Here is a 26,644-nt window from a genome sequence, read left to right on the forward strand (position 1 = left end):
TCATGTGCTGGCCAAACCCATTCTCCACTCAGGGGAAATTCGTCCGCCTCGTGCCGCTTTCGCAGGATCACGCCGAGGACCTGGCAAAGGCTGCCGAGGACGGAGAGATCTACAAGCTCTGGTTCACGAGCGTTCCACACCCCAAGTCGGTTCCGGCAGAAATCGAGCGGCGACTTGGTCTCCAAAAGGACGGCTCCATGCTGCCCTTTGCCATTGTCGGCAAGTCGAGCGGCAAGGCTGTCGGCATGACAACCTACATGAACATCGATGCGCTCAACCGGCGTTTGGAGATCGGATCAACCTGGTACCGGAAAGCCGTTCAACGTTCCCCCTTCAACACCGAGTGCAAGCTGCTGCTGCTCAGACACGCTTTCGAAGAGCTCGGTTGCATTGCCGTCGAATTCCGGACCCACTTCATGAATCGTCCCAGCCGTGCCGCGATCGAACGGCTGGGGGCAAAGCTCGATGGCATATTGCGTTCTCATCAGCTGATGGAAGACGGATCCCTGCGCGACACCGTCGTCTACTCGATCATCGCGAGCGAGTGGCCGGCTGTTCGGGCAAATCTGGAATGGCAAATGGAAAAGCCGCGCAGCTGATTAAACGTCACCGGAATTACGCAAGGCCCAGATCTTTATTCCACTCCTATTGTCATCATTACCAATAATACTCGTCTTGCTCCGCTTTTTTCATCGTAGCACCGTCGATTTGTTCAGATATTATTTAGATACCCTGACGAGTCTGTAGCGCACAGATCTTGTTACCGCACCAATCGCCTCGCGAGGGGTATAGATGAGCGACCTTTATTATCTTTGCTACAGAAGCGAAACATCTTCGGAACTGAATCCGGATGAACGCAGCGACGAGGTAGAACATATCCTTGCCTCTGCCCGCAGGAACAATTCCGCTGCAAAGGTCACTGGCTGCCTTCTCTTTACACATGACTTTTTCTTCCAGGTGCTCGAAGGTCCCAAAGAGGCGGTGTGCGCCACCTTCAAACGCATTTGCAACGACCCCCGGCATCGCGCAATCAACGTTCTGAGCGAAGGCTCCCTGGAGAGGCGAAAGTTTCCCGAGAACTGGATGGGCTTTTCCGAATACGCGGTTCCGTACGACGCATTGATCTCTGAAATAGGCGACGCCATTGCCGAATCCCAGGGTAATCTGAGCTATGCCGAGGCCATGGTAATCCTGAGCAATGTGGCGCACCTCATGGATCCCTCGAGCGACATACGCGCGACCGGCTCGTAAATCCGGATCCACGCAAAGCGAATTTTATAAAAGAATTGTAGCGCGGCGCCCCCGGGCGATTGCATGGGTAGCGGACTTCCGTCACAGTACGATGCCCTTCCGTTGTTCTGCGACTTTCTTTTCATGGCAACTCCCTACCCTTCTCTTCAGGCGGCGTCCGCAGGCATTCTTGCGGCCATCGTTGGCTCCGCCAGTTCATTTGCCGTCGTGGTACATGGCCTCAGCGCTGTCGGAGCAACTCCCGAGCAGGCAGCAAGCGGACTGATGGCCTTGTGTATCGCACAGGGACTTGCCGCAATCCTTGCCTCACTGGTGACACGCATGCCGATCAGCATGGCCTGGTCCACGCCTGGTGCAGCGTTGCTGGCGACAGGCGGAGCAGTTGAAGGCGGGTTCCCGGCAGCTGTAGGCGCCTTCATCGTCTGCGCATTGCTGATTATCCTTGCCGGCCTGTTCCGGCCGCTCGGCCGGGCGGTGGCGGCAATCCCGCTTCCCCTTGCCAACGCGATGCTGGCGGGCGTTCTGTTCGGACTATGCCTTGCCCCGGCCAAGGCCGTCGGTACCTTTCCGCTCGAGGCCCTGACGATCATCGCCGTATGGGCGGTGGCGTTTCGCTTCAAGCGCTTGTTCGCTGTTCCCATTGCAGTCGCGACCACGGCTATCCTCATCTACCTGACGAGCGACCCTGCCCAGTTCCAGGGCATAGCAGGTCTGACGAAGCCCGTTTTCGTCATGCCGGACTTTACGCCTGGCGCCGCCATTGGGATCGGCCTCCCGCTTTTCATCGTGACCATGGCGTCGCAGAACATCCCCGGAATGGCCGTCCTTGCCGTGAACGACTATCGCCCGGACGGAGGGCGCCTTTTCTCGCTCACCGGTTTCTTCAGTCTTCTCGCCGCGCCCTTCGGCGGCCACGCCGTCAATCTGGCGGCAATCACCGCGGCCATGTGTGCAAACGAGGATGCCGAACCCGACCGGACGCGGCGATATTGGGCCTCGACGATCTGCGGCGCGTTCTACCTGGTATTCGGGCTATTGGCCGGCACCGCAACCGCCTTCATCTCGATCGCGCCTCCAGTGCTGATCGAAGCCGTTGCCGGGCTTGCCCTGATCGGGGCTCTGTCGGGTGCGATCATCGGCGCGACAAAGGATGCCGACACGCGCGAGGCGGCCGTAATCACCTTCCTTGTTACCGCTTCCGGCCTCAGTTTCTTCGGGATTTCAGGCGCATTCTGGGGACTGATCGCAGGCGGCGGTTTCATGGCACTGCAGAGCTGGCGTGGCAAACCCGCCTGACGATCATCGGTGGATCCGGACATTCATGCGGCACAGGAGGCCCTGCGCCCCTTGCGCTCCAATCTTGGGCTCCCATAAATTGAGGCGAAGTTCTACGGAGTCGTTTCTTGACTGACAGTTACATCCTGCGCCCGGATCCACTTGCGACAGGCCTGTCCACCGAGGTGGACGGCATCGATCAGGACGGAAATCCGGTGACGACCAAAGTCGTCCATGAGAAGGCGCTGACCCTCTTTCTGAATTCGCAGGAAGTCGTCACCATGATGACGATCGGCGACCATCCGGATCTGCTCGCCGTCGGCTACCTGAAGAACCAGAACATGCTGCGCGATGACGACGTCATCACCGGCATCGACTATGACGACGATCTGGAAGTGGTGGTCGTGCGCACGGAGCGCGAGACCAACTACGAGGAAAAGCTGAAGAAGAAGGTCCGCACGTCCGGCTGTGCCCAGGGCACGATCTTTGGCGACGTAATGGACAGTTTCGAGGAGATCGAGCTGCCTGCTTCAGCTGAACTGAAGACATCCTGGCTCTACGCTTTGACCAAGGCCATCAATACGACGCCATCGCTCTACCTGGAGGCAGGCGCCATTCACGGCTGTGTCCTGTGCCAGGGCGACAAGCCGCTGGTCTACATGGAAGACGTCGGACGCCACAACGCGGTCGACAAAATCGCCGGCTGGATGACGCTCAACAATGTTTCGCCAGACGACAAGATCTTCTACACCACAGGCCGTCTGACCTCCGAAATGGTCATCAAGACCGTCATGATGGGCATTCCGATCCTCGTTTCCCGCTCGGGCTTCACAGCCTGGGGCGTGGAACTGGCCCGACAGGCCGGACTGACCCTGATCGGCCGCGCCAGAGGCAAGCGCTTCGTGGCGCTGGCCGGGCAGGAACGCATAACGTACGACATGGACCCGGGCACGGCCGACGAGGAGCCTGAACGCGCCAGGCGCAAGGGGAGCTTTGCCGCAGAATGACCCAGGCACCCCGGATTCCGGTCGAAAACGTTCTCGCGTGCGTGCTGGCTGGCGGACAATCCCGCCGGATGGGCGGCGGAGACAAGACGCTGATCGACATCGGCGACAAGCCCATGCTTGCCCACATTCTCGATCGCCTGCGCCCGCAGACCAAAAACATCGTGATCAACGCAAACGGCGACCCGGAGCGCTTTGCCGACTATGGCCTGCCCACCGTTGCCGATACGGTCGATGGGTTCGCAGGGCCCCTTGCCGGGATCCTGGCGGGGATGACCTATGCCAGAGAGCACTGCCCGTCAGTGACCCATGTCGTCTCGATTGCTGGCGACACGCCCTTCTTTCCGAGGGACCTTGTTGAGAAACTCTGCGCGGCCGTCCCCGCGGATCACGCAGTGATCGCGATGGCAACCTCCCATGAACGGTTGCATCCGGTTTTCGGATTGTGGCCCGTAGCCCTTCTGGACGACCTTCAAGATTGGCTTGCCAGCGGACAGTCCGGAAAGGTTCTGGCCTGGACGGACCGCCACGACAGCATCGAAGTTCCCTTTGGCGACGATCCGGACACCGGTCTGGACCCCTTCTTCAACGCCAACCGGCCCGACGACCTGAATGTCGCCCGCTCCGCCGTGAAAAAGGCATCGGAATGAGCAGGAACCGGGTATTTGGTGTCACCGGCTGGAAGAATTCCGGCAAGACCCTTCTGGTCGTGAGACTGGTGGAGGAACTGACCCGCCGGGGCTACCGCATCTCGACGGTCAAGCATGCCCATCACCATTTCGACATCGACAAGGAAGGCACCGACAGCTACCGGCACCGACAGGCCGGAGCTGGTGAGGTGGCGCTTGTTTCCGGCCGCCGATGGGCCCTCATGCATGAATTGCGCGAGGAAAAAGAACCGCCGCTGGAGGCCATTCTTGAACGCCTTGCGCCGTGCGATCTGGTCATTATCGAAGGCTACAAGCGCGAGAGCCATCCGAAGATCGAGGCACGTCGCCTGGAAAGCCGAAACCGTGCGCCGCTCTCGGAGGAGGATCCTGCCATAGTAGCGATTGCTGCAGATCACCCTATCTCCGATGAAACACTGCCGGTGTTTGATCTTGACGACATTCCGGCAATCGCCGATTTCGTCGAGAAGGTCTCCGGCCTGAAGGAAAAGAATGCCTGATCCGCGTCCCCTGCTGAACGATTGCTTCCTGCACGACAAGGACCGCTTGCGCCACCACGAGGCGCTGGCCATCCTCAAGGAACGGATTTCATGCATCGCAGACACGCAAACCATTTCGCTGGCAGATGCTGGAGGACGGATACTTGCGCAGGATGTCACCGCGCCGAGAAATGTACCCCAATCCGACAATTCCGCGGTCGACGGTTACGCCTTCCGCCATGGCGACCATGACGAGGCAGGCGGCTTCTTCCGGCTTGAACAGCGTATAGCTGCCGGACACCCGAGCGATGCGCCCTTAGGGCCATGGGCGGCGGCCCGCATCTTCACCGGCGCGATCATGCCCGAAGGTGCCGATACCGTTGCGATGCAGGAGGACTGCGAAACCCATCAGCAGGACGGCCAGTCCTTCGTCATCGTGCCAAGTGGACTGAAGCGCGGCGCCAACCGCCGGAAGGCAGGCGAAGACGTCGCCAAGGGTGACATCATTCTGTCTCCTGGCCAGCGCCTTCGCCCCCAGGATGGTGCCGCCATTGCCTCCACCGGCCTGGCGGAGATCGAGGTCTACCGGAACCTTCGCATTGCGATCGTTTCGACCGGTGACGAGATCCGGCGACCGGGGACTGAGCTAAAGGCCGGCGAAGTCTATGATTCCAATCACTATCTCTTGCGTGGACTGGCCGAAGCCCTTCCGGTCGATATCGAAGATCTGGGTGTCCTTCCGGATCGGGCAGAGGTGGTTGAAAGGACCCTCGCAGACGTCAGTCAGCGCGCGGATGTGATCCTGACAACCGGTGGCGCCAGCCGGGGCGAAGAAGACCATATGCTGACCAGCCTTGATCGGCTCGGCAGCCGGCACATGTGGCAGCTTGCGATCAAGCCGGGCCGCCCGATGATGTTTGGTCAGATCGGAGATTGCGTCTTCCTCGGCCTGCCGGGCAACCCGGTCGCCGCGATGGTGTGCTTCCTGCTCTATGGACGGCCGGTAATTAGCGCTCTTGGCGGTGGCGGTTTCATTGAGCCGCTGCGCTATCAGGTTCCTGCCGATTTTGAGGTCCCGAAGAAGAAGCCGGATCGCCGCGAATTCTACCGTGGAACGCTGGTGACCGATGAAGCCGGGCGTACTCTGGTACGCAAGTTCGAGCGGGACGGATCGGGCCTTATCACCGGTCTGCGGGAGGCGGATGGCCTTATCGAGATCCCGGAAGAGGCCACTTCGGTCGAACGGGGTAGCCTCGTCGACTTCCTGCCGTTCTGACCGAAAACCAACGTCAGATTTCGCTAGCGGCAACGACCCACGGTTCGGCATCGCCCGCCTGACGCCATGCCTTCCAGGCAGGCAATGCGGTCACACGCGCCATATAGGCCAGAGCATCGAGATTGCCGGTGAGCTGATAGGTCTCGAACCGGCTGACGACTGGTGCGTACATTGCGTCAGCAATCGAGAACGAGCCGAACAGAAACGGACCGCCCGAGCGTGACAGGCAATCCCGCCAGATATCGACGATGCGGGCGACATCGGCCTGAGCAGCTTCGCTCATCGCAATGGACGACGGTGTCCTTCGCATGTTCATCGGGCATTCGGCGCGCAGGGCCGAGAAACCGGACGCCATCTCCGTTGAAACGCTGCGAGCCCGTGCCCGCGCCCCGGCCTCGGCCGGCCAAAGACCGGCTTCGGGAAAACGCTCGGCGATATACTCCAGGATCGCAAGGCTTTCCCAGACCAGCAGATCTCCCGCTTTCAACAAGGGCACCTTGGCGCTTGGCGAAACCTTGCGGATTTCCATGTTGCCGTTGGCGAAGTCGAACGGAATGACGGTTTCGGTAAACGGGATTCCGGCCTGCGTCATGGCAATCCATGGCCGCAGCGACCAGGATGAATAGTTCTTGTTTCCGATGACCAGTTCCAGCTCCGACATCGTTCGCTCCTGTTCGCGAGGTGCAGACAATCCTGCCGGGCAACATCTGCCTTCGGGCAAGGTCCATCATGATTAGGAGCCGGGAGCCAAGAGTTCAAATTCAATAAACTCATGAAAACGATAAGAAACTCTCATCGTTGATCGCAGGCACATGACTTGCATGGAAAATTCCGGCTGCGACCTGCTCCGCAATCTTGGTCATTTACAGGATCCTGCATGACGACGATCACCAGTCCCAACTCCGTCCCCCAGAGCGCCGGATCATCTCCCCAGGCAGAAGCCGCGAGGCCCGGCGGTTTCGACATGGATGCGTTTCGACAGATCCTGCGCGAACGCTACCTTGACTGGCTAGACTTGCCGGAAGCCGAGCGGATCAGGCATCAGTACCTGTCGAGCCATGGCCTCGATGAGGCAAGCCTCGACCTTCTGCCGGCAGCTGAAAAGGCTGCTCACGAAGAAAAGATTTCCGAGCGGACAAAGCAGCCGCAACTAAGCCTTGCGATCGAAAACACGGATCAGGATAAGGCGCTCCGCCGCCCGGTTCTCACGCTTCAGTCAATTTTGGAACTGGCGCAAAAGGTCGAGGGAGAGGCGCATGTCGATCACAGCCTGTTCGCGGCAGTCGATCCAAAGACGCTATAGCTCTCGAAGCAAGCAGGTTCTCCGGACGCCGTGTTGCGCCCGGAGAGCCCTTTCCTTTCATCAGGCGTAAGGCCATTCTGCCGCGACAAATCGGTAGGCATCGCCATCACGCGCGACGTGACCGAATCCCGGGAACGGGATGTGGGCACCGGCAAACATGACCCGGTCGCTTGCTGCCTGATCGAAGAACCGCTTGCGGGTCGCAACCGCAGCTGCCGGGTCAACGTCAAAGGCAATGCCCCATTCGGGATGTGCGAACTGGTACGCTGCCGCGTGCATGATATCGCCCGCAATGATCAGCGTCTGACCGTCGCTGTCGAGAACAAAGCCGGAGTGTCCCGGCGTATGTCCGGGAAGCGCCAGCGGTCGAATGCCCTTTATCAGCTCGGCCTCACCCGAAAAGAGCGTCTGGCGGCTCTGATAGGCATCGGCGGCGGCGCGGGCTCCGACGAAGAACGGGCGAACGGATTCGGGCGCGGCGTTCATGTTGGCATCGTCATACCAGAACGCCCTGTCTGTTTCAGGCAGAACCAGCTCGGCATTCGGGAACAGCTTTTCGCCGGTCGGCGTCAGAACCCCGAAAAGGTGATCGGGATGCATGTGGGTTATGAAGATCGCGTCGATCTGGTCTGGAGTGACACCCGCGGCCTGAAGGGCGGTCGCGACCTTGCCCAGCGTCGGCCCCATCTTGTCGGAGGTGCCGGCGTCAATCAGGATCAGTTTTTCACCCGTATTGACCAGATACGCCGAGATCGGAATGACCATTCCGGTCTCAGGTACGAAGGCCGCTTCCCTCAGTGCGGCGGCGGTGGCTTCTTCGTAGCCGATTATGAGTTCATGGCCGACCGGCAGGTAGCCGTCCAGCAATGCCGTGACTTCAAAGCTTCCGACCTTGCGGCGGACGACACCCGGTAAAGGCGTACCTGCCAAGGGAGCGGCTGCCTGTGCTGTTCCCAGGGAAAGCGTTGCCCCCCCGATCACACCAATCGTACCGGCAGCAAGCGCTGCCCCACCCAGAAAGCCACGCCGGCTCAATGTTCTTTCGTCCATTTCAAGACACCTTCCCTGATAGGCCCGCAAATCGGTTCTGCAGGCGACGAAGGGAATGTCATTCATTTTCTCTGGTTTTGAAGTGGCGAGATACTTATAGTTTTTCAAATCACAGCTTATGAATAGGCCATTCACGAGACGCATCATGGACAAGCTTAGTGCGCTGATCAGTTTCACACGTTCCGTCGATCTCGGCAGCTTTTCGGCTGCGGCCGGCCACCTCGGCGTTTCGCAACCCGCTGTCAGTCAGCAAGTGCGCGCGCTTGAGGAAAGCCTTGGGGTCAGGCTTCTCAACCGAACCACCCGCAGCCTTTCGCTGACCGAGGCCGGCGAAAAGTATCACGCCTTTGCCATTGATATCCTGTCCCGACTCGAGGAGGCGGAACGGTCGGTGCAAAGCGCGGAAGCCCAGATGTCCGGCCGCCTGGCGGTCGGGCTGCCGATCGGCTTTTCCGATTCCCTGCTCGGCGAGTTCCTCATCACCTTCAAGACCAAGTATCCGAACCTGATTCTGGACGTTGCCATATCGGACGCCTTCGTCGACCTCATAAGCGCAAAGCTCGACGTGACCCTGCGGGCCGGCATTATCCGTGACGACAGCCTCATTGTGAAAAAACTCGGCGATGTCGAACGCTGCCTCGTTGCGGCACCGGATTATCTTGACCGCGCCGGGAGGCCGGAACACCCGGCTGACCTGACCCGCATGGATTACCTGCTGTACAAGGGGATCGCCACGGGGGACCTTGTTACCCTGACGGGGCCATCCGGCGCGAAGGTGAGCGTCGATGTCACCCCGACCATGTTCGTCAACAACGCTCTGGCGCTTCACAACGCATGCGTCCGGGGGCTCGGGATCTCCATGGCCAAGAGGTGGCAGGTTGAACCGCTGATGGCTTCAGGCGTTCTGGAGGAAGTGCTTCCAGACTGGGAGTATCCTTCGCAGCCCATGCATGCGGTCTACCCATCCAACCGCTACATCCCCCTGAAGGTGAAGGTGTTCGTTGAAGAGATGGACGGGTTCCTGCGAGAGATAGGAGCGTTTGCGACCCGGTCCCAGCGATCCCCTCAACCAAGGTCAGTCTCCCACAGCGCGGATTCCGAAGGCTGAAAGGTCACCGGCCCGCATAAGTTTCCACATACCCGGGCGAGGTATCGATAAGGCACTCAACCCAAGCGTGTCAAAGTCCGCTAAAGCCCCATGTTTTTTCGTGGCCATGGTTGAATTTTGCTTCAAAGTGTATCGAATATGACAGACGGACTTGCGCAGGAACGAACCCTGCACGTCCGAACCAATATACATAGGGGAATTCATATGCGTATCATGCGTTTGGCTGCCGCTGCTGCCGCTCTACTGGCTGCCGTTGGCGCCGCTGAAGCAAAGGACTGGTCGAAGGTCCGTATCGGTACCGAGGGCGCCTACCCTCCGTTCAACTCCCTGACAGCAGACGGCCAGCTGGTCGGTTTTGACATCGACATCGCCAAGGCGCTTTGCGAAGAAATGAAGGTCGAGTGCGAATTCGTCACCCAGGATTGGGATGGCATGATCCCGGCTCTGCAGGCCGGAAAGTTCGACGCCGTGATCGCGTCCATGTCGATCACCGAAGAGCGCAAGCAGAAGGTCGACTTCACCAACAAGTACTACAACACCGGCCCAGCGATCGCCGTCCCGAAGGACAGCAAGCTCGCCGGCGTAACCGATGCCGACCTGAAGGGCGCGCTTCTGGGCGCACAGTCTTCCACGACGCACTCCAATTATGCGGAAGAAAAATTCCCGTCGGCCGATCTGAAGCTCTATCCGACCCCGGACGAGTACAAGCTCGACGTTGCCAGCGGTCGTATCGACGCGGTCATCGATGACGTCGTGGTCCTGTCCGACTGGCTGAAGACCGACGACGGCGCATGCTGCAAGCTCCTTGGCGCCCTGAAGGCTGATCCGGTCATCAACGGCGAAGGTGCCGGCATCGCCATCCGCAAGGAAGACGGTGACCTGAAGGAGATGTTCAACAAGGCCATCGCAGGCATCATTGCCAACGGCAAGTACAAGGAAGTCAACGACAAGCACTTCGAATTCGACGTATACGGCGACTGATCGAAGCACTTGAGCGGTGATATTCGAGCGCGGCGGCATCTTCGCCGCGCTCGTTCCGTTTCTCCGCCATCCCTGGCAGACCGTTGGGCAGACCCTAGACAGAAAGCAGCACCGAAGGCATGAATGAGGCACTGACGCTCATATCATTCGGCGACGCCGGATGGGGAGATGAAATCGCGGCCGGGGTGGTCATCACCATTTCGCTAGCCCTTGCCACCCTCCCCTTCGGACTTTTGCTCGGCTTCGTCCTTGCCCTTGCCAAGAAATCGGACGAGCCGTCATTGCGGATGGCCGCGAACATCTACACGACCCTTTTTCGGGGTCTGCCGGAGCTCCTGACGCTGTTCCTGGTCTATTACGGCGTCCAGATCGGCCTGCAGCAGTTCATGCAGCTCCTCGGCTTCGATATCTACATCGAGGTGAACTCCTTCGTCGCCGGCATGGTCGCGCTTGCCTTCGTGTTCTCCTCCTACGCCTCCGAAGCATTCCTTTCTGCGTTCCGCGGCATCCCACAGGGCCAATACGAGGGTGGATATGCGCTCGGGCTTTCCAAGAACCTGACGATGCGCCTGATCGTCCTGCCGCAACTGATCCGCCTTGCTTTGCCGGCCCTCGGTAATCTCTGGCTGATCCTTTTGAAGGAAACGGCGCTTGTCTCCGTCATCGGACTTGCCGATCTGGTTCGTCAGGCCGGGATTGCGGCCCGCGTCACGAAGGAACCGTTCCTGTTCTTCGGCGTTGCCTGCGCGATCTATCTCGTCCTGGCAATGATTTCCTCCGGAGCACTGTCGCGCATCGAGCACTGGTCCAAGCGAGGAGATACTGCGCGATGAGCATGATCTCCGACTACATCGAGCCACGCCCGGCACCCACTGCGGCAGCAACTCCCTGGACCCGGACGAGGGTTCTGGGCCAGGTGCTCATGACGCTCTGGATCATCGCCGGCGCGTACCTGCTCTACTATCTGGCGGTCAGCGCCTTCAGCCCGTTTGTGGAGAAGTACTGGACGAAGTATCTGGACGGCTTCGTCATCACGTTGCAGATCGTAGTCGTGTCGCTGGCGCTCGGAGCGCTGCTGTCCGTGCCGATTGCCCTGGCCCGGTCATCCCGCCTTGCGATCATCCGCTGGCCGGCCTATGCCTATGTCTACTTTTTCCGGGGCACGCCGCTGCTTGCCCAGACCTTCCTGATCTACTACGGCGCCGGTTCGTTCCGAGATGGCCTGACGGATATCGGCCTGTGGTGGTTCTTCCGCGATGCCTGGTACTGCATCATCTTCGCCTTCACTCTGAACACGGCAGCCTATCAGGCGGAAATCCTCCGCGGTGCCGTGGAGAACGTGTCGAAGGGACAGTGGGAAGGCGGCATGGCGCTCGGGCTCTCGCGGCCGGTCATTTTCTTCAAGGTCATCCTGCCCCAGGCGCTGATGGTTGCCCTGAGGCCCTATGGCAACGAGATCATCCTGATGATCAAGGGCTCCGCGATTGCATCAATCGTGACGATCTATGACCTGATGGGCGAGACCCGGCGCGCCTATTCCCGCTCCTACGACTTCCAGTCATACATCTGGGCAGCTGTTTTCTACCTGCTTGCGGTGGAAGTCCTTCGCCGCGTCTGGGAGAGACTGGAAGCCCGGCTGACACGTCACCTGAAGCGGTAGCGCGAATACCAATCGAACGACACCGCCGCCCGATGAATGGGCCGTGTCGTTTTCATAAGAAAATCAAATGACAACGATTGACCGCCTCTGTTCTCGATCTGCTAGACAGGGGCCTCAATCAACGGTGGATTCCCCAATGGCACGCTCTACCCTTCATCCCGACAGCCTGCTTGCCCATGCCGGTGGCGGTTCCGACCCGCAGACCGGTGCCGTTGTACCGCCGATACAGCCGTCAACGACGTTCGTGCGGGATGAAAATTATGAGCTGATCAGCTCCGGCCACCTTTACAGCCGCGACGACAACGACCTCTTCCGGAAGACGGAGGGCCTGCTTGCAGCGCTCGAAGGCGCCGAGGACAGCCGTCTGTTTGCCTCGGGAATGGCGGCAATCGCCGCGATCATGCGCACGGTCAGGCCTGGTGAAACGATCCTGCTGCAATCCGGCATCTACTGGGGAACCACGGTCTTCTTCCGCCGCAACACCGAGCGCACGGGTGTCAGGCTGGTCGAGGTCGATGCGACCGATCTGGATGCCCTATCGGCAGCAATTTCCGAGCATTCCCCGAAGCTCGTATTCCTCGAGGTGCCGAGCAATCCGTTCCTGAAGGTCGCCGATATCCGCGCGGCGGCAGATCTCGCCAAGTCCTGCGGCGCGACAGTCTGCGTCGACGCGACGGCCGTGACGCCATTGATCATGAAGCCGCTCGCCCTCGGCGCCGACCTCGTCGTCCACTCGGCGACAAAGGCTCTCAACGGCCATTCGGACGTCCTTGGCGGTGTCGTATCAACCTCCCGAAAGGACAGCCCGGACTGGACTTTCATCGCCCAGGAACGTCATGACGCCGGCGCGGTGATCGGGTCCTTCGAAGCATGGCTCCTTCTGCGTGGCCTGCGCACCCTCGCCTTGCGGGTCGAGCGGATGAATGCCAACGCGCAGGCATTCGCCGCGCACTTCGATGCCCATCCGAAAGTCGAGAGCGTTCTTTATCCCGGCATCTCCAGCCATATTGGCCATGACCTTGCCAAGGCACAGATGACCGGCGGCTATGGCTCGCTGATGAGCCTGCTGGTCAAGGGAAGCAAGGCAGACGCTCTCAAGGTTACCGGTGCGCTCAACCTGTTCCAGCGCGCAACGTCGCTCGGCGGCGTCGAGAGCCTTGTCGAACATCGCGAGACCATCGAGGGTCCGAACTCCGGAATTCCCGGCACCCTGCTGCGCCTCTCGATCGGCATCGAGCATATCGACGACCTGATCAGTGACATGGAACAGGCTCTGGCAGCATTCTAACGGCAGCAGGCCTCTGCCTCGCGTGCGCGCTTCTTGAGCCATGTGACGAACGTCTTCAGGGGCGGACGTTGCACGCCCGGACGCACCACCATGTGGTAGCCGGAACCACGCGGGCGCACGTCCTCGAACAGCACTTGCAACGCGCCTGACTGAATGTCTGCCTCGACGAAGATGCGGGCAGTGGCCGAGATGCCATCTCCCCTGCGAAGTCCGTCGAGCACCATGTACCCCGGCAAATGGGTAACGTTCAGCCTCGAGCGCGGCACGACGCCCTGCCGCTCCAGCCAGATCGACAACTCGTTTGTTCCTAGCTCCTGCAACCATGGGAAATCCTGGATCTGAGACGGATCGGTGATCTGGCGTTCGCCGATCAACTTACGTGCACCGACAACCACATAGTTCGACGGCAGCAGAAGTTCCGACTGCAGCCCCGGCCAGCCTCCTTCGCCGAAGCGGATGGCAAGGTCGACGCCACCGGGTGCGAACTCGACAACCTCGGCTGTCGGGTTCAGCATCAATTCGACTTCCGGGTGCTCCTGCCGGAAGTCGGAAATGCGCGGCATCAACCAGCTGACCGCGAAGGAAGGTGTCATCGTTATGTTGAGCGGCCGTTCCTGATCGCTCTTGCGCAGACTTTCGACCGTATCCAGCATACGCGCGAATGCTTCTCGCAAACCGGCCGCCAAATGCTCCCCATCCGGCGTCAACGCGACTCCTCGCCCTTCCCTGACCACCAACGAGGTTCCAAGCTGGTCCTCAAGTGCCCGCACCTGCTGGCTGACCGCCGCGTGCGTAACGTTCAATGACCGTCCGGCAGCCGACAGGCTTCTTGTTTCGGCCACTTCGGAAAAGGCTCTCATGCTGGAGAGCGAGGGCAACTGACGCCAATCCATATGTAAATTTTTCTTACGTTTTAGAAATTTTGCTGCCTCGCATCAAGTCACCAATCCAGCCATATTGCAAGCATCGAAACCAAAGATGGATGCAAGAAGATGTTTGAAAGATTTACAAATGCGCTGAGGTACGCAAACCGGATGACGCCATTCACCCGTCCCGACCCGCTTTCCGGTACACCGTTACGGTTTGTGGAGGGCGACCGCGCCGAACGCGAACGGGAAGCATGGGCACAAGTCAGGCGCTTCACGTTCTGGGTCTAGGTCTTTCGCCTGACAAGCAGAAATGAATGCGCTACAAAAACTCCAGTTAATCGACAGGCCCGGTCATCTGCCGGGCCTTTCGCTGCAATGAGGAGGAGCCGGGGATATGGCAAAGGTTGCATTCATCGGACTTGGGGTCATGGGCTATCCGATGGCCGGATACCTGAAGACCAAGGGCGGTCATGACGTCACGGTCTACAACCGCACGACCGCAAAGGCGGAAAAATGGGCGGCTGAATATGGTGGTTCCTTCGCGACAACACCGAAGGAAGCCGCCGAAGGCTGTGACTTTGTCTTCGCCTGCGTCGGAAATGACGCGGATCTGCGCTCCGTAACGACCGGAGAGAACGGTGCATTCCACGGTCTCAAGGAAGGCGCGATCTTCGTCGACAACACCACCGCATCCGCCGAAGTCGCCCGCGAGCTCCATGCCGCCGCAAAGGCGAAGGGTTGTGGTTTCATCGACGCACCTGTCTCCGGTGGACAGGCCGGCGCCGAGAATGGCGTTTTGACGGTCATGTGCGGCGGCGACCAGGACGCCTTTGACAAGGCCAAGCCGGTCATCGAGTGCTTCGCCAAGTTCGTCGGGCTGATCGGCGACAGCGGCGCTGGCCAGCTGACCAAGATGTGCAACCAGATCTGTATCGCCGGGCTGGTTCAGGGCCTCTCCGAGGCCATTCACTTTGCCAAGCAGGCAGACCTTGACGTCACCAAGGTCATCTCCGCCATCAAGGGCGGCGCTGCCCAGTCCTGGCAGATGGAAAATCGCTGGGAGACCATGCAGGCTGGCAAGTTCGAGTTCGGCTTTGCCGTCGACTGGATGCGCAAGGACCTCGGCATCTGCCTGAAGACCGCCAACGACACGGGCGCCCGCCTGCCGGTAACGGCATTGGTGGACCAGTTCTATGCGGAAGTTCAGGCCATGGGCGGCAATCGCTGGGACACGTCCAGCCTGATCGCCCGGCTGGAAAACGCCGACAAGAAATAAGCCGGCGCCTTCAGTCAGCTCACATCAGAGGCAGCCGGTCACTCTCCGGCTGCTTCCTTGACGATGTCGTCCAGCAGCGTGTTGATTTCTGCAATTGCCGCCTTGGATGCATCCGACCCCGTCTCGTCCAGACGGCGGAAACCCACCAGGACGCTACCGGGATCCTCGGCCTTCTCGTAGGCGAAGACCGCATATGGGCAATACGCGATATTGCCGGGATCTGCTTCCATCATCTTGCGCGACAGGTTCGCCGAGCAGAAAAGCATCGATACGGCGTTGGCGTAGAGATCCTTCGTGCCACCGACGTCTTCCTTGGTGCGAGCAAGCATGTCCCCAATGTGAGAGACATAATCGATCACCAGCCCCCGGTTGACGATGGCCGTTTCGAGATTGAAACGCACATCTTCGAACTCGGCGCCGGTGGCATAGGCGGTGACACCGGGCGGTACGGCATCAGCGGCCATGTCGGCAGCGTTTACCGAGGTCGACAGCACACCAACCGCCATGGCAAGCGAAAGTCCTGTACCAAGCGCAACCTTCTTCATCATCTCAATCATTGCAGGTCCTCCCGAAAGGTAGATCTGAGCGATCCTAACAGCCTTCACGGCTGCATCGGATGATACATATCAACTTTCGAATGCTTCCACACGCTTTGCTTGGAGGCCGTTGCGCGGCGAATGCCGCACGTCACGCTCAGTCCGACTTGGGCTTTTGCGCAGGAATGTAGCCGAGCGGAAGTTCCGTCGTGTACTTGATCTGCTCCATGGCGAAGGTCGTCGAGACGTCGGAAATATCGATCTTGGCAATGAGCTTCTTGTAGAAGGCGTCGTATGCCTCGATGTCCGGCACCGCTACCCGCAAAAGGTAGTCGACCTGACCAGCCATGCGATAGAACTCCACCACTTCAGGGAACTCGCTAATGACATCTGCGAATTTCTTGAGCCAGTCCTCGGAGTGCTGGCTCGTCGTGATGGCGACGAAGGCCGTGACCTTGGCATTGACCTTGGCCGGATCCAGAAGCGCGACGCGCCCGGTAATGACCCCGTCTTCTTCCATCTTCTGAATGCGACGCCAGCACGGTGTCGTCGAGAGGCCAACCCTGCGCCCGATCTCGGCGACCGGGACGGTGCAGTCCTCCTGCAGGATCGAGAGGATACGGCGGTCGATACGATCGATCATGATGTGAACTTCCACTGCTGACGCCCGGCCGGCGATTTTCCGTCCGGATTCTCATTGCTGTACTTATGGCAGTTTTGAAAACAAATTTTCAAAACAAACAACACATGCAGAATTTGAGATTTTTCTTCTAACCCCAGCCTCGACAAAGCTTGTCCTTGCTCATTTAGAGTGCCAAATAGCGCTCCACAAGAAAATTTTTCTTCACATCACCATGATCTGGAGAGGTTCGGATGCGCATTCAAAAGACAGCACTCATCAAAAAGTTCGCCGGACTATTTGCGGCAGCGACGCTTTTGGCGACGCCGGTGGCAGCTGCACCGGATGTCACACCGCTCGTCTCCACCCAGTGGCTTGCCGAAAACATCGATAGCGACGAGATCCTGGTGATCGACACGCGCTCGAAGGTCGCCAAGTCAGGCAAGGAAGACTACCTGAAGGGCCATATTCCTGGCGCCATCTGGTCGGAATACCCAGGATACTGGCGCACCGAGCGTGACGGCGTTGCCGGTGTCCTGCCCTCGGTCGAAAAGCTCGAGGCATCTCTTTCGGAGCTCGGTCTGTCGGAAGACAAGGCGCTGATCATCGTACCGGCCGGCAGCTCCAGCCTCGAATTCGGCGCAGCCGCGCGCATCTACTGGACGCTCAAGTACCTCGGCCATGACGCCGTTGCGATCCTCGATGGCGGTCATGCCGCATGGGTAAAAGAGGGCCGTCCGCTTGAAACCGGCAATGTCACGCCGGAAGGCGACCTCTTCGTCGCCGACGTTCGGGAAGAACTTGTGGTCTCTACCGGCGAAGTCGCCGAGACCCTCGGCACCGACACGCTTCTCCTCGATGGCCGTCCCAAGGCACAGTTCGAAGGGCGTCAGAAGCATTCCGAAGCAACGCGATTCGGGCATATTCCAGGAGCCGTGAACTTCGATCAGGATCAGTTCTACGACAAGGCCAGCAATCGCCTCAAGGATGGCGCGACCCTCGCCTCCCTGCTTCCGGCCTCCCTCAAGCAAGACGACACTAAGGTCATCTCCTACTGCAACACCGGCCATTGGGCTGCCACGAACTGGTTCGTTCTGACGGAACTGCTCGGCAAGGAGAATGTCCGGCTCTATGACGCCAGCATGGTCGGCTGGAGCCGTGCGGAAGACCTTCCGATCACGGCGACCGCGGAACCGGATCCGGTCAAGCAGCCGAAAACAAACTGAGGCTAGCGCCTTCGCAGAATCGATTAACGATCGCCCGGCTCACACGAGCCGGGCGATTTTGTTTCTGAGGACCGGCAACAGCTCTGCTTCGAACCACGGATTCTTTCTGATCCACGCATTGTTGCGCCAGGAAGGATGCGGCATGGGCAGAACCATTGGTGTTCGCTTGGCGTCGAGATAGGTCTGCCACTCCTTCACCGTCTCCGTAAGGGTCCGCTTCCGATCGCCGCCAAGATGATAGGCCTGCGCATACTGACCGATCACAAGCACAAGTTCGATTTGCGGCATGGCGGCAAAGATGCGGTCATGCCATTTCGCCCGGCATTCCGGACGGGGCGGCAGGTCGCCGCCCTTGTGATCAAGCCCGGGAAAACAAAGCCCCATGGGAACGATGGCAACCTTGTCCGGATCGTAGAAGACCTCGGGCCCTATCCCCATCCAGTCTCGCAGGCGATCTCCGGAGGGGTCGGTAAAGGGTCGCCCGCTCTTGTGGACACGGGTTCCGGGAGCCTGACCGCAAATGCAGATCCGGGCGGCGGACGACAACTGGATCACCGGTCGAGGCTCATGCGGCAAGGGCTGACCCTTTGGCTGTTCCAGGCAAATCCGGCAGGCCGAAATCTCGGTTGCCAGTCCTTTCAAGCCGTTCTCGCCGCTATCTGCCGTACCCACTGATCCGCACCCAAGTTCCTTCAATCGCTTACCTTTCGTTTACCACAGTCCTGAGGACCATCTTAAGAAATCCTGAGTCACAAATGCGAAAGTCATCCAATGGCGTCAATCTTTCGCAAAGGCTCGGATCCGATAGATGGGAAGTGAAGCGCGCAACTCTTCCGACGGAAAAACCGAGATCAACCGGCAACGGGCGATCCGTCGGCGCGAGGTCGCGCGCACCGTTCGGGATGTTCGCAGCCGGATCGGATCGAAAGACGCTTCGATGAACGATTTCGAACTGGAGCGTCAGCACCTTTTTGCCGATACGCGCATGAACTCGGCCTTTGCCGTTCCCATGCTCGCCTTGATCGTCGCAGCCATTTCGTCGCTCTGGATCAATACATACCTTGTCGGGGCCTGGTTCACTGTTGTCCTGTGCATGCATCTGCTGTGCGTGGCGACCTGCCGCACTTACGAGAAGACACCCTCTTCAAAGCGGCGTGTCCGGCTTTGGTTGCGCCGCTTCACCCTGTCCGACCTGCTCTACGGCAGCAGCTGGGCGCTGTTTTACCTGCTGCCCAAGGAAATTGCGGCCGGTGACGGTTTCCTGGTCTTCCAGTTTGCGACCATGCTGATTGTAGTGGCCATGAACACGATGCAGTCGGCGACCCTGCCGCGCGCGCTTTTGGCATCGACCCTGCCCGTCTCCCTGATGGTGACGGCGACCTTCCTGAAGCAACCGCAACCGATCCACTACACGCTCGCTGCCATGGCAATCGGCGCCCAGGGCTTCTTTTTCATCCTGGGAAACCAGCTGATCAAAAACGCCAACACGATGCTGGAATATAGGGCCGAGAAGGATCACCTGATCGCTGAGCTCGAAACCGCAAATGCGCTTTCAGACGAAAGCCGCCGCCGCGCCGAAGAGGCGAACCTTGCCAAGTCCCGTTTCCTGGCGACGATGAGCCACGAGCTGCGGACTCCTCTCAACGCGATCCTGGGTTTTTCGGAGGTGATGAAGGACGAAGTGCTCGGCCCGATGCACAACTCCAACTACAAGAGCTACGCTGGCGACATCCATTCCTCCGGATCGCATCTGCTCAACCTGATCAACGAGATCCTTGACCTGTCGCGCATCGAGGCAGGACGCCATGAATTGCAGGAGGAAGCGGTAAACCTGCAGGATGTCATCGAGGAAAGCTGCAACATGATGCAGATCCGCGCGAAGGCGAAGGACATCAAGATCTACCAGAGTTACGAGGACCATCTTCCGAAGGTCTGGGGGGATGAGCGCGCCCTGCGCCAGGTGGTCCTCAACCTTGTGTCCAATGCGGTCAAGTTCACCCCTGTGGGCGGCGTTGTGCGCATATCACTCGGCCGCACGCGCGACGGCGGACAGTTTGTATCAGTCCGCGACAATGGCCCGGGGATACCCGAGGACGAAATTCCGGTCGTGCTGCAGGCGTTTGGGCAGGGCTCGGTTGCAATCCAGAGCGCGGAGCCGGGCACCGGCCTCGGTCTTTCCATCGTTCAGGCACTCGTCTCGATGCATGGCGGGAGCTTCGACCTGCGCTCGCGCCTTCGTGAAGGCACTGAGGTGATGTTCACATTGCCGAAGGAACGGGTCATGGAAACCATGCCTGCATATGACGTTCCCAAAAGCAGAAACGCTGCCAAGTGGCCCGCCTGATCTACGCGAAGACCCGCGAATGAAAAAGGCCGGTGCGTCTCCGCCCGGCCCCTCTCCGATTTACTGATGCCCGAGGCGGGCGTTATTCGGATTTCGTTGCAACGCCGGCGTCGGCGAAAGTCGCCATACCGGCGTGGGTCTCGGCTGCTGCCTTGACGATGCCGGCTGCAATCGCCGCTCCGGATCCCTCTCCGAGGCGCATGCCGAAGTCCAGGAGCGCTTCCTTTTCCATCGTTGCCAGCGCCCTGCGATGCCCGGCCTCGGCCGAGACATGGGCAAAGATGCAGTGGTCGAGACCTGACGGGTCCATCGCGTAGACAACACCGGCAGCCGCCGTGGTGACGAAGCCGTCCACGATGACCGGGACGCGCTGGAGGCGGGCCGCGATGATCAGGCCGACCATGGCGGCGATTTCACGACCGCCGATCTTGCGCAGAATCTCCAGCGGGTCTTTCTCGCCATTCAGGCGGGAAACGGCCTTGTCGACCGCAACGCGCTTGCGCTCAAGACCCTCGTCGTCAACGCCGGTTCCGCGTCCGATCCAGTCTTCCGCCGTACCGCCGAACAGTCCGTTGAGAACGGCAGCTGCGACGGTCGTATTGCCGATGCCCATCTCGCCAAGGCAAACCAGATCGATGCCGCCTGCCAGCGCTTCCATGCCATAGGCCATGGTGGCCGCGCAGTTGGCTTCATCGAGTGCATCTTCTTCGGTGATGCAAGGTGTCGGCATGGAGACAGCCAGGTCGAAGACCTTCAGGCCGAGATCATTGGCTCGGCAGAGCTGGTTGATCGCGGCACCGCCGGCAGCAAAGTTCTCGACCATCTGCTGATTGACGGAGCTTGGAAAGGCAGAAACGCCCTTGTCGGCCACACCATGTGCTGTCGCGAAGATGGCGACCAATGGACGGCTTACCTTCGGGGTGCTCTTGCCCGACCAGGCGGCTAGCCACTCGGCGATCTCTTCCAGGCGCCCAAGAGACCCCGCCGGCTTGGTCAGCTGCGCATCGCGCGCTCGAACAGCCGCCAATGCTTCGTCATCCGGCCCGGGCATGGAGCGAACCAGATTGCGAATGTCGTCGAAGGGCAAGGCGGTTTCAGATAGGGACATCGGGAATTGCTCCGGTCTTGGGCCTTATATCGGCAGCCTGTTGAGAGCCAGGGGTGCATCGAGGCAGCACGCCGGGGCCCTCTGCAGGCCTTGGACTGGCGGTTGCGCCGATCTATAACGACCGGTGCTTGAAATGGAAAGACGGGGAAACGGCATGGAGGGCAGCGCCAAGCGGCAAATGACGGGTCTCTTTCGTCTAATGATCGACCTCGCCGATGATACGGCCGCATGTGTCCGATTCTTTTCGCGTATGCCAGTGCCTCGCCTGACGTCGAGCGACGATCCGCAGGCCATTCCCGACTTCAGAAAGATCGCACGCGCCATACCGTTTGCCGGCCTGATCGTTGCGCTTCCGGCCGCCGCCGCGGGTCTCTTGCTAGGCCTCACCAACCTTCCCTCGCTTGCTATCGGTTTCATCGTGACCGGATTGCTCGCTACCGTCACGGGCGCCCTTCATGAAGACGGGCTTGGCGACGTCGCGGACGGGTTCTTTGGCGGACATACGCCCGAACGGCGCCTGGAGATCATGAAGGACAGCCGGATCGGCGCTTTCGGAGCTCTGGCCATGATGATCACAATCGGACTGAAAGCGGCTCTGATTGCCGCGCTTCTCGACCGCTTCGGCCCCCTTGGTTCAATGACCATCCTGCTTGGCGTCGAGAGCTTCAGCCGCGCATTGATCGTCTGGCAATGGGTGAAGCTGCCGCCAGCACGCCCTGAAGGCCTGGGAAGCCGGTTCGGAACCCCGGACCGCGCCGCATTGCTTCAGGCCTTCGCGGCGGGTGCTCTCAGCCTGCTGGTCGCCCTCATTTCGCTTCCGCTTTCAAGCCTTGCACTGGCCCTGCTCCTCGCAGTATTTGCCGCGTCAGGAACTGGCCTGCTCGCAAGGGCGAAAATTGGCGGTTTCACCGGAGATGTACTGGGCGCAATACAGCAGGTCTCTGCCCTCGCCTTCCTGGTCGGGACGCTGGCAATCAGTTGAGGTTGAACACGCAGAAGTTGGTTCGCGTCCTGCACCGGGCATATCGCCTTCCGTAACGAAAGCCATTGCATCGGCAAACTGCAGGTGGCATTCCTCGTGGCTTACGTTTGTCCTTCCCTCGAAACGGATGCATGTCAGGAATGCTTGGCGGAGACAGAGTTGCCCTTGGAGAATTTGGTCCCGTTGCTCTTCGCCGATCCGGCCGCGCAGCGGCGTTCCTGATTTGCCTGCTTTTGGCTGCCTGTTCCAGCCGCCCGGAAAACGGGGCTCTGATCGTCAACAACACACCTTCGGAAAATGCGCAGGTTCAGGACATACTGATCGTAACCACCCGTCAGCGCGACAACCGCCCGAACACCTACTTTAATGGCGAACGCGCTTCAGAGGCCGACTACGCGAAGGCAAGTATTTCCGTCCCGGCCAGCCACCAGAACGGCATCGTGGAATGGCCCTCGTCCCTCCCCGGCAACCCTGATAAGGAATTCGTCACCCGTTCCGCTGAGTTCATTCCGGGACGCGAGGCAATGCTAGACGAGCTAAATCAGCGGCTGATGAAGCTGCCGAAGGGGGAGCGTTCGGTCTTCGTTTTCATCCACGGCTACAACACGCTCTTTGCCGAAGGTCTCTACCGCTTTGCGCAGATCGCCCACGATTCGGACTATGGCGGTGTTCCTGTCCTCTTTACCTGGGCCTCGCGCGGCGATCTCACCGACTACGTTTACGATCTCAACAGTGCGATGTCGGCGCGTTCGGCGCTTGAACAGACGGTTGAAGACCTCGCCCGAAGCAAGGCAGAGCGGATCTTCATCCTCGCCCATTCAATGGGCAACATGCTCCTGATGGAAACAGCTCGGCAGATCACGCCAGAGCAGCGGCGCAAGCTCGCACCGAAGCTCGACCAGGTGGTGCTTGCGGCCCCGGACATCGACATTGATGTCTTCAAGGAACAGCTTCGCGCCATCAAGGGAAGTGGCGGCAGTCCGCAAAAACCCTTCATCATCTTCGTGTCGCAGGACGACAGGGCGCTGCGGCTTTCCAAGCGGATCGCCGGTGGCAAAAGCCGCGTCGGCGCCTACGAAGATGACAGGGAGTTGGCGGAACTGGGCGCGATCGTTGTCAACCTGACAGATCTCGATTCACTCGACAGCGCCAATCACGCCAAATTCGCACAGGTCGGCAGATTGAGCCCGGAAATCCGGAACGTCCTGAAACAGCGTGAACTGCAGGCTGGCGGCCCCGAACAGACCGGCCAACTCAGCCAGGCTGGTCAGGACCTGGGAACCTTTGTCGCGAGCACCGCGCAGGTTGCGATTACGCTGCCCGTGACACTGATCACCGCCCCGATCGCGCTGGCGACCGGCGGCCTCTAAGGGCCAGATGTCTCAAGCTGGAGCACCGGATCCTCTGGCCGCAGCCGTCGGAATTTCCTATATGAACGGTCATGAAAACACCCTGCACCAAGATCTGCCAGATTGACCGGACGACCAAGCTTTGCCTCGGCTGCTACCGTACGCTCGATGAAATCGGCGGCTGGTCGACGATGACCGATGCGCAGCGCAATGCTGTGATGAGTGATCTCGACCGGCGGCGCGCCGCCTCTGACGTGGCCGCAGCTGGAGGCATCAGGTGATGCGCGGAATACGCGGCGTCGCCCTGGGGCTCGTGATCACCGCGGTTCTGGGTGGGATTGCCTATAATTGTTTCGGCTCACGCGAAGTTCCCGAGAGTTTCGATCTGGACAACACCGGCCCGCGTGTCGTTGCCCTATCCATCCTTGCATTCGTCTTCATGGCAAGCCTCGTGTTCGGCCAGCCGAAGGTGCGCGACATTCTGAAGGGAACCCTTTTCTGGGGCGGTTTGCTGGTCCTTCTGGTCACCGGCTACACCTTCCGGCACGATCTGGTCCAAGGCGGCTACAGGGTTCTTGGCGCCCTCGCCCCGGGTCTGGCCGTAGATCAACCGGACGGGACAATCCTGGTCGTCAAGGATGTCAGCGGGCACTTCGCACTCGAGGCGCGCGTCAATGGCGCCAATACGCGATTCATGCTCGACACGGGAGCAAGCACTGTTGTCCTGACCTATGAGGACGCACTCAGGGCGGGCTTCGAGGCGGAGGACCTTTCATTCTCAATTCCCGTCCAGACGGCAAACGGACGGGCTCTCGTCGCGCCGGTCCGCATCGACATGCTATCGATCAATGAGCTGCGGCTAAGTGAAGTCCGCGCCTTCGTTGCCCGGGAAGGCGCCCTCGACACCAGCCTGTTCGGCATGTCGGCCCTCGACCGCCTTTCAAGCTGGCGCATCGAAGGCGACCGGCTGATCCTCGTACCGTAAACGGGCGCAGTTTCCTAAAAGCCGTTCAGGCTCAGGATAAAGCGGACGGCGACCACCATGAGGAAGATGCCGAAGAAGACTTCCATTTTCCGGCGTGGCAGGGAATGAGCGACCTTTACCCCGAAAGGCGCAGCAAAAGTCGTCACCGGAATGATCAGGGCAACGCCAAGCAGATTGACGTAGCCAGCCGAGAACGGCGGCAGTTCCGGCGCACCCCAACCGGCCCAGATCAATCCGATCGTGCCGGGGATCGAGATCATCAGGCCCGTGCCGGACGAAGTTGCCACGGCCTGGTGGATAGGTCGTCCATAAAGGGTCATGAACGTGTTGTTCATCACCCCTCCGCCGATGCCCATCAGGGTGGAAAAGAAGCCGATACCGGCACCGCAGAGCGGGCGGATCGGAGAGCCCGGAATATCATTGCCCAGCTTCCAGTGCTCCTTGTTCAGCAGCATGCGCAGGCCAAGCACGAAGGCAATCACTGCAAAGATGCCTTTCAGGCCGTCCCCGGACACATATGCGGCGACCAGCGACGCGGCTACGACACCGAGCGGCAGCGGGATAAGCCAGGATTTCAGAAGTTCCAGATCCGCCGCCCCGCGCTTCTTGTGCGCAAGGAACGATCGGATCGACGTGGGGATGATGATGCCTAGCGAAGTCGCGACCGAAACATGCATGCGCACGCCCTCGTCCACGCCAAGAACAGTGAGGAACTGGTAGAGCACCGGGACCAGCACCGCGCCGCCGCCAATACCGAACATGCCCGCCAGAAACCCGGCGACAAGGCCGGAACCGATCAGGGCAAGACCGAGGCCAATTACCTCAAACAATTGGCCATTTGACGTTAAACTCGTGAGATCCATGGTCCGACGCTCCGCAAAACCGAACCAGACAGTACGCCGATTCGAGCGCCAGATCATCAGCCGTCATAAGGCAAAGACCTTTGCCACCAGTCACTGGATGGCACGACCACGTCAGGCAGCGCTTTCGGTATCCAGGTTGTCCGGCAAGTCATGAGGACGGACGGCGGCAAGCGCCTTTTCGACGACCTCAGTCCCCGCGCCGGGCTTGATCGCCTCGACGGTCAGGATCCGGCGCCAGGAGCGCGCACCGGGACGGCCATGGAACAGACCGAGCATGTGGCGGGTCATGTGGGCCAGCTTGACGTCCCGCGAAAGCTGATCCTCGATATAGGGCATATAGGCTTCGACCGCCTGCCACGGGGAAACATCGTCGCCCGTCTCGCCGTAGAGGCGCCGGTCGACCTCGCCCATGATCTGCGGCGTGTGGTAGGCAGCGCGCCCAAGCATGACGCCGTCGAGGTCCGGCAGAAAGGTTTCCGCCTGGTCGAGGTCGGCAATGCCGCCGTTGATGCCGATGAAACGGTCTGCAAAACGCTGTTTCAGACGGCGCACACGGTCATAGTCTAGCGGCGGGATGTCCCGGTTTTCCTTCGGGCTGAGCCCCTTGAGCCAGGCCTTGCGGGCATGAACCCAAAGCGCGTCACAGCCAGCTCCAAAGACCGCATCAGCCATGGCGTCCAGCGCCGGTCCTGGATCCTGTTCGTCAACGCCGATCCGGCATTTGACCGTCACCGGGATCGAGACCTCGGCTTTCATGGCGGCGACGCATTCGGCCACAAGTGCCGGTTCCTGCATCAGGCAGGCGCCGAAACTTCCGGATTGCACGCGGGCGGAGGGACAGCCAACGTTGATGTTGACCTCGTCGTAGCCGAAGCCCTCGACGATCCTGGCGGACGTCAGCATGTCCTTCGGATCGGAGCCGCCGAGCTGAAACGCCACCGGATGCTCGCAATCCGAAAAGCCGAGCAGATGGTCGCGATCGCCATGAATGACCGCACCGGTCGTCACCATCTCCGTGTAGAGAAGCGCATTGCGGCTCAGCTGCCGGTGAAAGGCCCGGCAATGGCGGTCGGTCCAGTCCATCATCGGAGCCACGGCAAAGCGAGGCTGATGGCCGGAATAGAGGCGGTCATGTTTCGTCATC

Annotated in this window: 29 protein-coding genes; 20 read left to right on the forward strand and 9 right to left on the reverse strand. The window is 60.0% G+C overall.

Annotated features, from left to right (window positions below; all coding sequences use genetic code 11):
• Window positions 1-2: 2 nt before the first annotated feature.
• The 7 genes from ACN0SY_RS03220 (at window position 3) to glp (ending at window position 5,953) form a co-directional block, all read left to right on the forward strand.
• Window positions 3-599, forward strand: coding sequence for a GNAT family N-acetyltransferase (locus tag ACN0SY_RS03220; RefSeq protein WP_417684387.1), 597 nt, complete (start codon window positions 3-5; stop codon window positions 597-599).
• Window positions 600-792: 193 nt separating this feature from the next.
• Window positions 793-1,251, forward strand: a complete 459-nt coding sequence (locus ACN0SY_RS03225) for a BLUF domain-containing protein (protein WP_417684389.1) — start codon at window positions 793-795, stop codon at window positions 1,249-1,251.
• A 123-nt stretch (window positions 1,252-1,374) separates the two neighbouring features.
• Entirely contained in the window at window positions 1,375-2,547 is a 1,173-nt protein-coding gene (locus tag ACN0SY_RS03230; RefSeq protein WP_417685861.1) for a benzoate/H(+) symporter BenE family transporter, read from the forward strand.
• 107 nt (window positions 2,548-2,654) lie between these two features.
• The gene (gene fdhD / locus ACN0SY_RS03235) at window positions 2,655-3,533 is read left to right on the forward strand and encodes a formate dehydrogenase accessory sulfurtransferase FdhD (RefSeq protein WP_417684391.1); all 879 of its coding nucleotides are present in this window, start codon (window positions 2,655-2,657) and stop codon (window positions 3,531-3,533) included.
• Window positions 3,530-4,180, forward strand: coding sequence for a molybdenum cofactor guanylyltransferase MobA (mobA, locus tag ACN0SY_RS03240; protein WP_417684393.1), 651 nt, complete (start codon window positions 3,530-3,532; stop codon window positions 4,178-4,180). The genes fdhD and mobA overlap by 4 nt, the downstream gene beginning before the upstream one ends.
• On the forward strand, window positions 4,177-4,698 hold the full coding sequence (gene mobB, locus ACN0SY_RS03245; protein ID WP_417684395.1) for a molybdopterin-guanine dinucleotide biosynthesis protein B: 522 nt from the start codon (window positions 4,177-4,179) through the stop codon (window positions 4,696-4,698). Before mobA ends, mobB begins: the two co-directional genes overlap by 4 nt.
• The gene (gene glp / locus ACN0SY_RS03250; protein ID WP_417684397.1) at window positions 4,691-5,953 is read left to right on the forward strand and encodes a gephyrin-like molybdotransferase Glp; all 1,263 of its coding nucleotides are present in this window, start codon (window positions 4,691-4,693) and stop codon (window positions 5,951-5,953) included. Before mobB ends, glp begins: the two co-directional genes overlap by 8 nt.
• Before the next feature lie 13 nt (window positions 5,954-5,966).
• Here the strand turns inward: glp and ACN0SY_RS03255 are convergent, their stop codons facing one another.
• Window positions 5,967-6,614 (reverse strand): glutathione S-transferase family protein, encoded by a 648-nt coding sequence (locus ACN0SY_RS03255; protein WP_417684399.1) that lies wholly within the window; start codon window positions 6,612-6,614, stop codon window positions 5,967-5,969.
• A 216-nt stretch (window positions 6,615-6,830) separates the two neighbouring features.
• Between ACN0SY_RS03255 and ACN0SY_RS03260 the strand changes: the two genes are divergently transcribed.
• The gene (locus ACN0SY_RS03260) at window positions 6,831-7,256 is read left to right on the forward strand and encodes a hypothetical protein (protein WP_417684401.1); all 426 of its coding nucleotides are present in this window, start codon (window positions 6,831-6,833) and stop codon (window positions 7,254-7,256) included.
• A gap of 60 nt (window positions 7,257-7,316) precedes the next feature.
• Here ACN0SY_RS03260 and ACN0SY_RS03265 read toward each other — a convergent pair whose 3' ends face one another.
• A complete protein-coding gene (locus ACN0SY_RS03265) occupies window positions 7,317-8,306 on the reverse strand; it encodes an MBL fold metallo-hydrolase (RefSeq protein WP_417684403.1) in 990 nt (329 codons plus the stop codon).
• Between the two features lie 145 nt (window positions 8,307-8,451).
• Between ACN0SY_RS03265 and ACN0SY_RS03270 the strand changes: the two genes are divergently transcribed.
• The 5 genes from ACN0SY_RS03270 (at window position 8,452) to ACN0SY_RS03290 (ending at window position 13,343) form a co-directional block, all read left to right on the forward strand.
• Complete coding sequence (locus ACN0SY_RS03270; protein WP_417684405.1) at window positions 8,452-9,414, forward strand: LysR substrate-binding domain-containing protein; 963 nt, start codon at window positions 8,452-8,454, stop codon at window positions 9,412-9,414.
• Window positions 9,415-9,618: 204 nt separating this feature from the next.
• Window positions 9,619-10,395: an ABC transporter substrate-binding protein gene (locus tag ACN0SY_RS03275; protein WP_417684407.1), complete on the forward strand. Its 777-nt coding sequence runs from the start codon at window positions 9,619-9,621 to the stop codon at window positions 10,393-10,395.
• A gap of 119 nt (window positions 10,396-10,514) precedes the next feature.
• Window positions 10,515-11,228, forward strand: coding sequence for an ABC transporter permease (locus tag ACN0SY_RS03280; RefSeq protein WP_417684409.1), 714 nt, complete (start codon window positions 10,515-10,517; stop codon window positions 11,226-11,228).
• Window positions 11,225-12,055: an ABC transporter permease gene (locus ACN0SY_RS03285; RefSeq protein ID WP_417684411.1), complete on the forward strand. Its 831-nt coding sequence runs from the start codon at window positions 11,225-11,227 to the stop codon at window positions 12,053-12,055. Before ACN0SY_RS03280 ends, ACN0SY_RS03285 begins: the two co-directional genes overlap by 4 nt.
• A gap of 136 nt (window positions 12,056-12,191) precedes the next feature.
• Window positions 12,192-13,343, forward strand: a complete 1,152-nt coding sequence (locus ACN0SY_RS03290; RefSeq protein WP_417684413.1) for a trans-sulfuration enzyme family protein — start codon at window positions 12,192-12,194, stop codon at window positions 13,341-13,343.
• Here ACN0SY_RS03290 and ACN0SY_RS03295 read toward each other — a convergent pair.
• Complete coding sequence (locus ACN0SY_RS03295; RefSeq protein WP_417684415.1) at window positions 13,340-14,236, reverse strand: LysR family transcriptional regulator; 897 nt, start codon at window positions 14,234-14,236, stop codon at window positions 13,340-13,342. The two genes, ACN0SY_RS03290 and ACN0SY_RS03295, sit on opposite strands and share 4 nt — an antisense overlap.
• 370 nt (window positions 14,237-14,606) lie before the next feature.
• Between ACN0SY_RS03295 and ACN0SY_RS03300 the strand changes: the two genes are divergently transcribed.
• The gene (locus ACN0SY_RS03300; RefSeq protein WP_417684417.1) at window positions 14,607-15,488 is read left to right on the forward strand and encodes an NAD(P)-dependent oxidoreductase; all 882 of its coding nucleotides are present in this window, start codon (window positions 14,607-14,609) and stop codon (window positions 15,486-15,488) included.
• Window positions 15,489-15,526: 38 nt separating this feature from the next.
• Here the strand turns inward: ACN0SY_RS03300 and ACN0SY_RS03305 are convergent, their stop codons facing one another.
• Window positions 15,527-16,045 (reverse strand): DUF302 domain-containing protein, encoded by a 519-nt coding sequence (locus tag ACN0SY_RS03305; protein WP_417684419.1) that lies wholly within the window; start codon window positions 16,043-16,045, stop codon window positions 15,527-15,529.
• Window positions 16,046-16,181: 136 nt separating this feature from the next.
• On the reverse strand, window positions 16,182-16,664 hold the full coding sequence (locus tag ACN0SY_RS03310) for an Lrp/AsnC family transcriptional regulator (protein WP_417685863.1): 483 nt from the start codon (window positions 16,662-16,664) through the stop codon (window positions 16,182-16,184).
• A 233-nt stretch (window positions 16,665-16,897) separates the two neighbouring features.
• Between ACN0SY_RS03310 and ACN0SY_RS03315 the strand changes: the two genes are divergently transcribed.
• Window positions 16,898-17,869, forward strand: coding sequence for a sulfurtransferase (locus tag ACN0SY_RS03315; protein ID WP_417684421.1), 972 nt, complete (start codon window positions 16,898-16,900; stop codon window positions 17,867-17,869).
• 39 nt (window positions 17,870-17,908) lie between these two features.
• Here the strand turns inward: ACN0SY_RS03315 and ACN0SY_RS03320 are convergent, their stop codons facing one another.
• Window positions 17,909-18,541, reverse strand: coding sequence for a uracil-DNA glycosylase family protein (locus tag ACN0SY_RS03320; RefSeq protein WP_417684423.1), 633 nt, complete (start codon window positions 18,539-18,541; stop codon window positions 17,909-17,911).
• A 136-nt stretch (window positions 18,542-18,677) separates the two neighbouring features.
• Here ACN0SY_RS03320 and ACN0SY_RS03325 point away from each other — a divergent pair, with 136 nt between their 5' ends.
• A complete protein-coding gene (locus tag ACN0SY_RS03325) occupies window positions 18,678-20,213 on the forward strand; it encodes a sensor histidine kinase (RefSeq protein WP_417684425.1) in 1,536 nt (511 codons plus the stop codon).
• A gap of 82 nt (window positions 20,214-20,295) precedes the next feature.
• On the opposite strand, the gene cobT is transcribed toward ACN0SY_RS03325, so the two are convergent.
• The gene (gene cobT / locus ACN0SY_RS03330; protein WP_417684427.1) at window positions 20,296-21,321 is read right to left on the reverse strand and encodes a nicotinate-nucleotide--dimethylbenzimidazole phosphoribosyltransferase; all 1,026 of its coding nucleotides are present in this window, start codon (window positions 21,319-21,321) and stop codon (window positions 20,296-20,298) included.
• Between the two features lie 199 nt (window positions 21,322-21,520).
• On the opposite strand from cobT, the gene ACN0SY_RS03335 reads away from it, so the two are divergent.
• From ACN0SY_RS03335 to ACN0SY_RS03350, 4 genes are all read left to right on the forward strand, one after another.
• Window positions 21,521-22,303: an adenosylcobinamide-GDP ribazoletransferase gene (locus tag ACN0SY_RS03335; protein ID WP_417685865.1), complete on the forward strand. Its 783-nt coding sequence runs from the start codon at window positions 21,521-21,523 to the stop codon at window positions 22,301-22,303.
• Between the two features lie 131 nt (window positions 22,304-22,434).
• Entirely contained in the window at window positions 22,435-23,673 is a 1,239-nt protein-coding gene (locus ACN0SY_RS03340) for an alpha/beta hydrolase (protein WP_417684429.1), read from the forward strand.
• A 71-nt stretch (window positions 23,674-23,744) separates the two neighbouring features.
• Window positions 23,745-23,933 carry a DUF1289 domain-containing protein gene (locus tag ACN0SY_RS03345; protein ID WP_417684431.1) on the forward strand — a complete coding sequence of 63 codons (189 nt, stop codon included), beginning with the start codon at window positions 23,745-23,747 and terminating at the stop codon, window positions 23,931-23,933.
• Window positions 23,933-24,637, forward strand: a complete 705-nt coding sequence (locus ACN0SY_RS03350; protein ID WP_417684433.1) for a TIGR02281 family clan AA aspartic protease — start codon at window positions 23,933-23,935, stop codon at window positions 24,635-24,637. Before ACN0SY_RS03345 ends, ACN0SY_RS03350 begins: the two co-directional genes overlap by 1 nt.
• 14 nt (window positions 24,638-24,651) lie before the next feature.
• Here the strand turns inward: ACN0SY_RS03350 and ACN0SY_RS03355 are convergent, their stop codons facing one another.
• Together ACN0SY_RS03355 and dusA are read right to left on the reverse strand one after the other, a co-directional pair.
• Entirely contained in the window at window positions 24,652-25,500 is an 849-nt protein-coding gene (locus ACN0SY_RS03355) for a sulfite exporter TauE/SafE family protein (protein ID WP_417684435.1), read from the reverse strand.
• A gap of 111 nt (window positions 25,501-25,611) precedes the next feature.
• Window positions 25,612-26,643, reverse strand: coding sequence for a tRNA dihydrouridine(20/20a) synthase DusA (gene dusA / locus ACN0SY_RS03360; RefSeq protein ID WP_417684437.1), 1,032 nt, complete (start codon window positions 26,641-26,643; stop codon window positions 25,612-25,614).
• Between the last annotated feature and the right edge of the window lies 1 nt (window position 26,644).

The sequence above is a fragment of the Roseibium sp. genome (assembly GCF_048261595.1).
Classification (GTDB): domain Bacteria; phylum Pseudomonadota; class Alphaproteobacteria; order Rhizobiales; family Stappiaceae; genus Roseibium.

What these genes read in the sequence shown, in the direction of transcription:
- ACN0SY_RS03220 (WP_417684387.1), top strand. Translation starts at nt 3, where the DNA reads ATGTGCTGGCCAAACCCATTCTCCACTCAGGGGAAATTCGTCCGCCTC.
- ACN0SY_RS03225 (WP_417684389.1), top strand. Translation starts at nt 793, where the DNA reads ATGAGCGACCTTTATTATCTTTGCTACAGAAGCGAAACATCTTCGGAA.
- ACN0SY_RS03230 (WP_417685861.1), top strand. Translation starts at nt 1,375, where the DNA reads ATGGCAACTCCCTACCCTTCTCTTCAGGCGGCGTCCGCAGGCATTCTT.
- mobA (WP_417684393.1), top strand. Translation starts at nt 3,530, where the DNA reads ATGACCCAGGCACCCCGGATTCCGGTCGAAAACGTTCTCGCGTGCGTG.
- mobB (WP_417684395.1), top strand. Translation starts at nt 4,177, where the DNA reads ATGAGCAGGAACCGGGTATTTGGTGTCACCGGCTGGAAGAATTCCGGC.
- glp (WP_417684397.1), top strand. Translation starts at nt 4,691, where the DNA reads ATGCCTGATCCGCGTCCCCTGCTGAACGATTGCTTCCTGCACGACAAG.
- ACN0SY_RS03255 (WP_417684399.1), bottom strand. Translation starts at nt 6,614, where the DNA reads ATGTCGGAGCTGGAACTGGTCATCGGAAACAAGAACTATTCATCCTGG.
- ACN0SY_RS03260 (WP_417684401.1), top strand. Translation starts at nt 6,831, where the DNA reads ATGACGACGATCACCAGTCCCAACTCCGTCCCCCAGAGCGCCGGATCA.
- ACN0SY_RS03265 (WP_417684403.1), bottom strand. Translation starts at nt 8,306, where the DNA reads ATGGACGAAAGAACATTGAGCCGGCGTGGCTTTCTGGGTGGGGCAGCG.
- ACN0SY_RS03270 (WP_417684405.1), top strand. Translation starts at nt 8,452, where the DNA reads ATGGACAAGCTTAGTGCGCTGATCAGTTTCACACGTTCCGTCGATCTC.
- ACN0SY_RS03275 (WP_417684407.1), top strand. Translation starts at nt 9,619, where the DNA reads ATGCGTATCATGCGTTTGGCTGCCGCTGCTGCCGCTCTACTGGCTGCC.
- ACN0SY_RS03280 (WP_417684409.1), top strand. Translation starts at nt 10,515, where the DNA reads ATGAATGAGGCACTGACGCTCATATCATTCGGCGACGCCGGATGGGGA.
- ACN0SY_RS03285 (WP_417684411.1), top strand. Translation starts at nt 11,225, where the DNA reads ATGAGCATGATCTCCGACTACATCGAGCCACGCCCGGCACCCACTGCG.
- ACN0SY_RS03290 (WP_417684413.1), top strand. Translation starts at nt 12,192, where the DNA reads ATGGCACGCTCTACCCTTCATCCCGACAGCCTGCTTGCCCATGCCGGT.
- ACN0SY_RS03295 (WP_417684415.1), bottom strand. Translation starts at nt 14,236, where the DNA reads ATGGATTGGCGTCAGTTGCCCTCGCTCTCCAGCATGAGAGCCTTTTCC.
- ACN0SY_RS03300 (WP_417684417.1), top strand. Translation starts at nt 14,607, where the DNA reads ATGGCAAAGGTTGCATTCATCGGACTTGGGGTCATGGGCTATCCGATG.
- ACN0SY_RS03305 (WP_417684419.1), bottom strand. Translation starts at nt 16,045, where the DNA reads ATGATTGAGATGATGAAGAAGGTTGCGCTTGGTACAGGACTTTCGCTT.
- ACN0SY_RS03315 (WP_417684421.1), top strand. Translation starts at nt 16,898, where the DNA reads ATGCGCATTCAAAAGACAGCACTCATCAAAAAGTTCGCCGGACTATTT.
- ACN0SY_RS03325 (WP_417684425.1), top strand. Translation starts at nt 18,678, where the DNA reads ATGGGAAGTGAAGCGCGCAACTCTTCCGACGGAAAAACCGAGATCAAC.
- cobT (WP_417684427.1), bottom strand. Translation starts at nt 21,321, where the DNA reads ATGTCCCTATCTGAAACCGCCTTGCCCTTCGACGACATTCGCAATCTG.
- ACN0SY_RS03335 (WP_417685865.1), top strand. Translation starts at nt 21,521, where the DNA reads ATGATCGACCTCGCCGATGATACGGCCGCATGTGTCCGATTCTTTTCG.
- ACN0SY_RS03340 (WP_417684429.1), top strand. Translation starts at nt 22,435, where the DNA reads ATGTCAGGAATGCTTGGCGGAGACAGAGTTGCCCTTGGAGAATTTGGT.
- ACN0SY_RS03345 (WP_417684431.1), top strand. Translation starts at nt 23,745, where the DNA reads ATGAAAACACCCTGCACCAAGATCTGCCAGATTGACCGGACGACCAAG.
- ACN0SY_RS03350 (WP_417684433.1), top strand. Translation starts at nt 23,933, where the DNA reads ATGCGCGGAATACGCGGCGTCGCCCTGGGGCTCGTGATCACCGCGGTT.
- ACN0SY_RS03355 (WP_417684435.1), bottom strand. Translation starts at nt 25,500, where the DNA reads ATGGATCTCACGAGTTTAACGTCAAATGGCCAATTGTTTGAGGTAATT.
- dusA (WP_417684437.1), bottom strand. Translation starts at nt 26,643, where the DNA reads ATGACGAAACATGACCGCCTCTATTCCGGCCATCAGCCTCGCTTTGCC.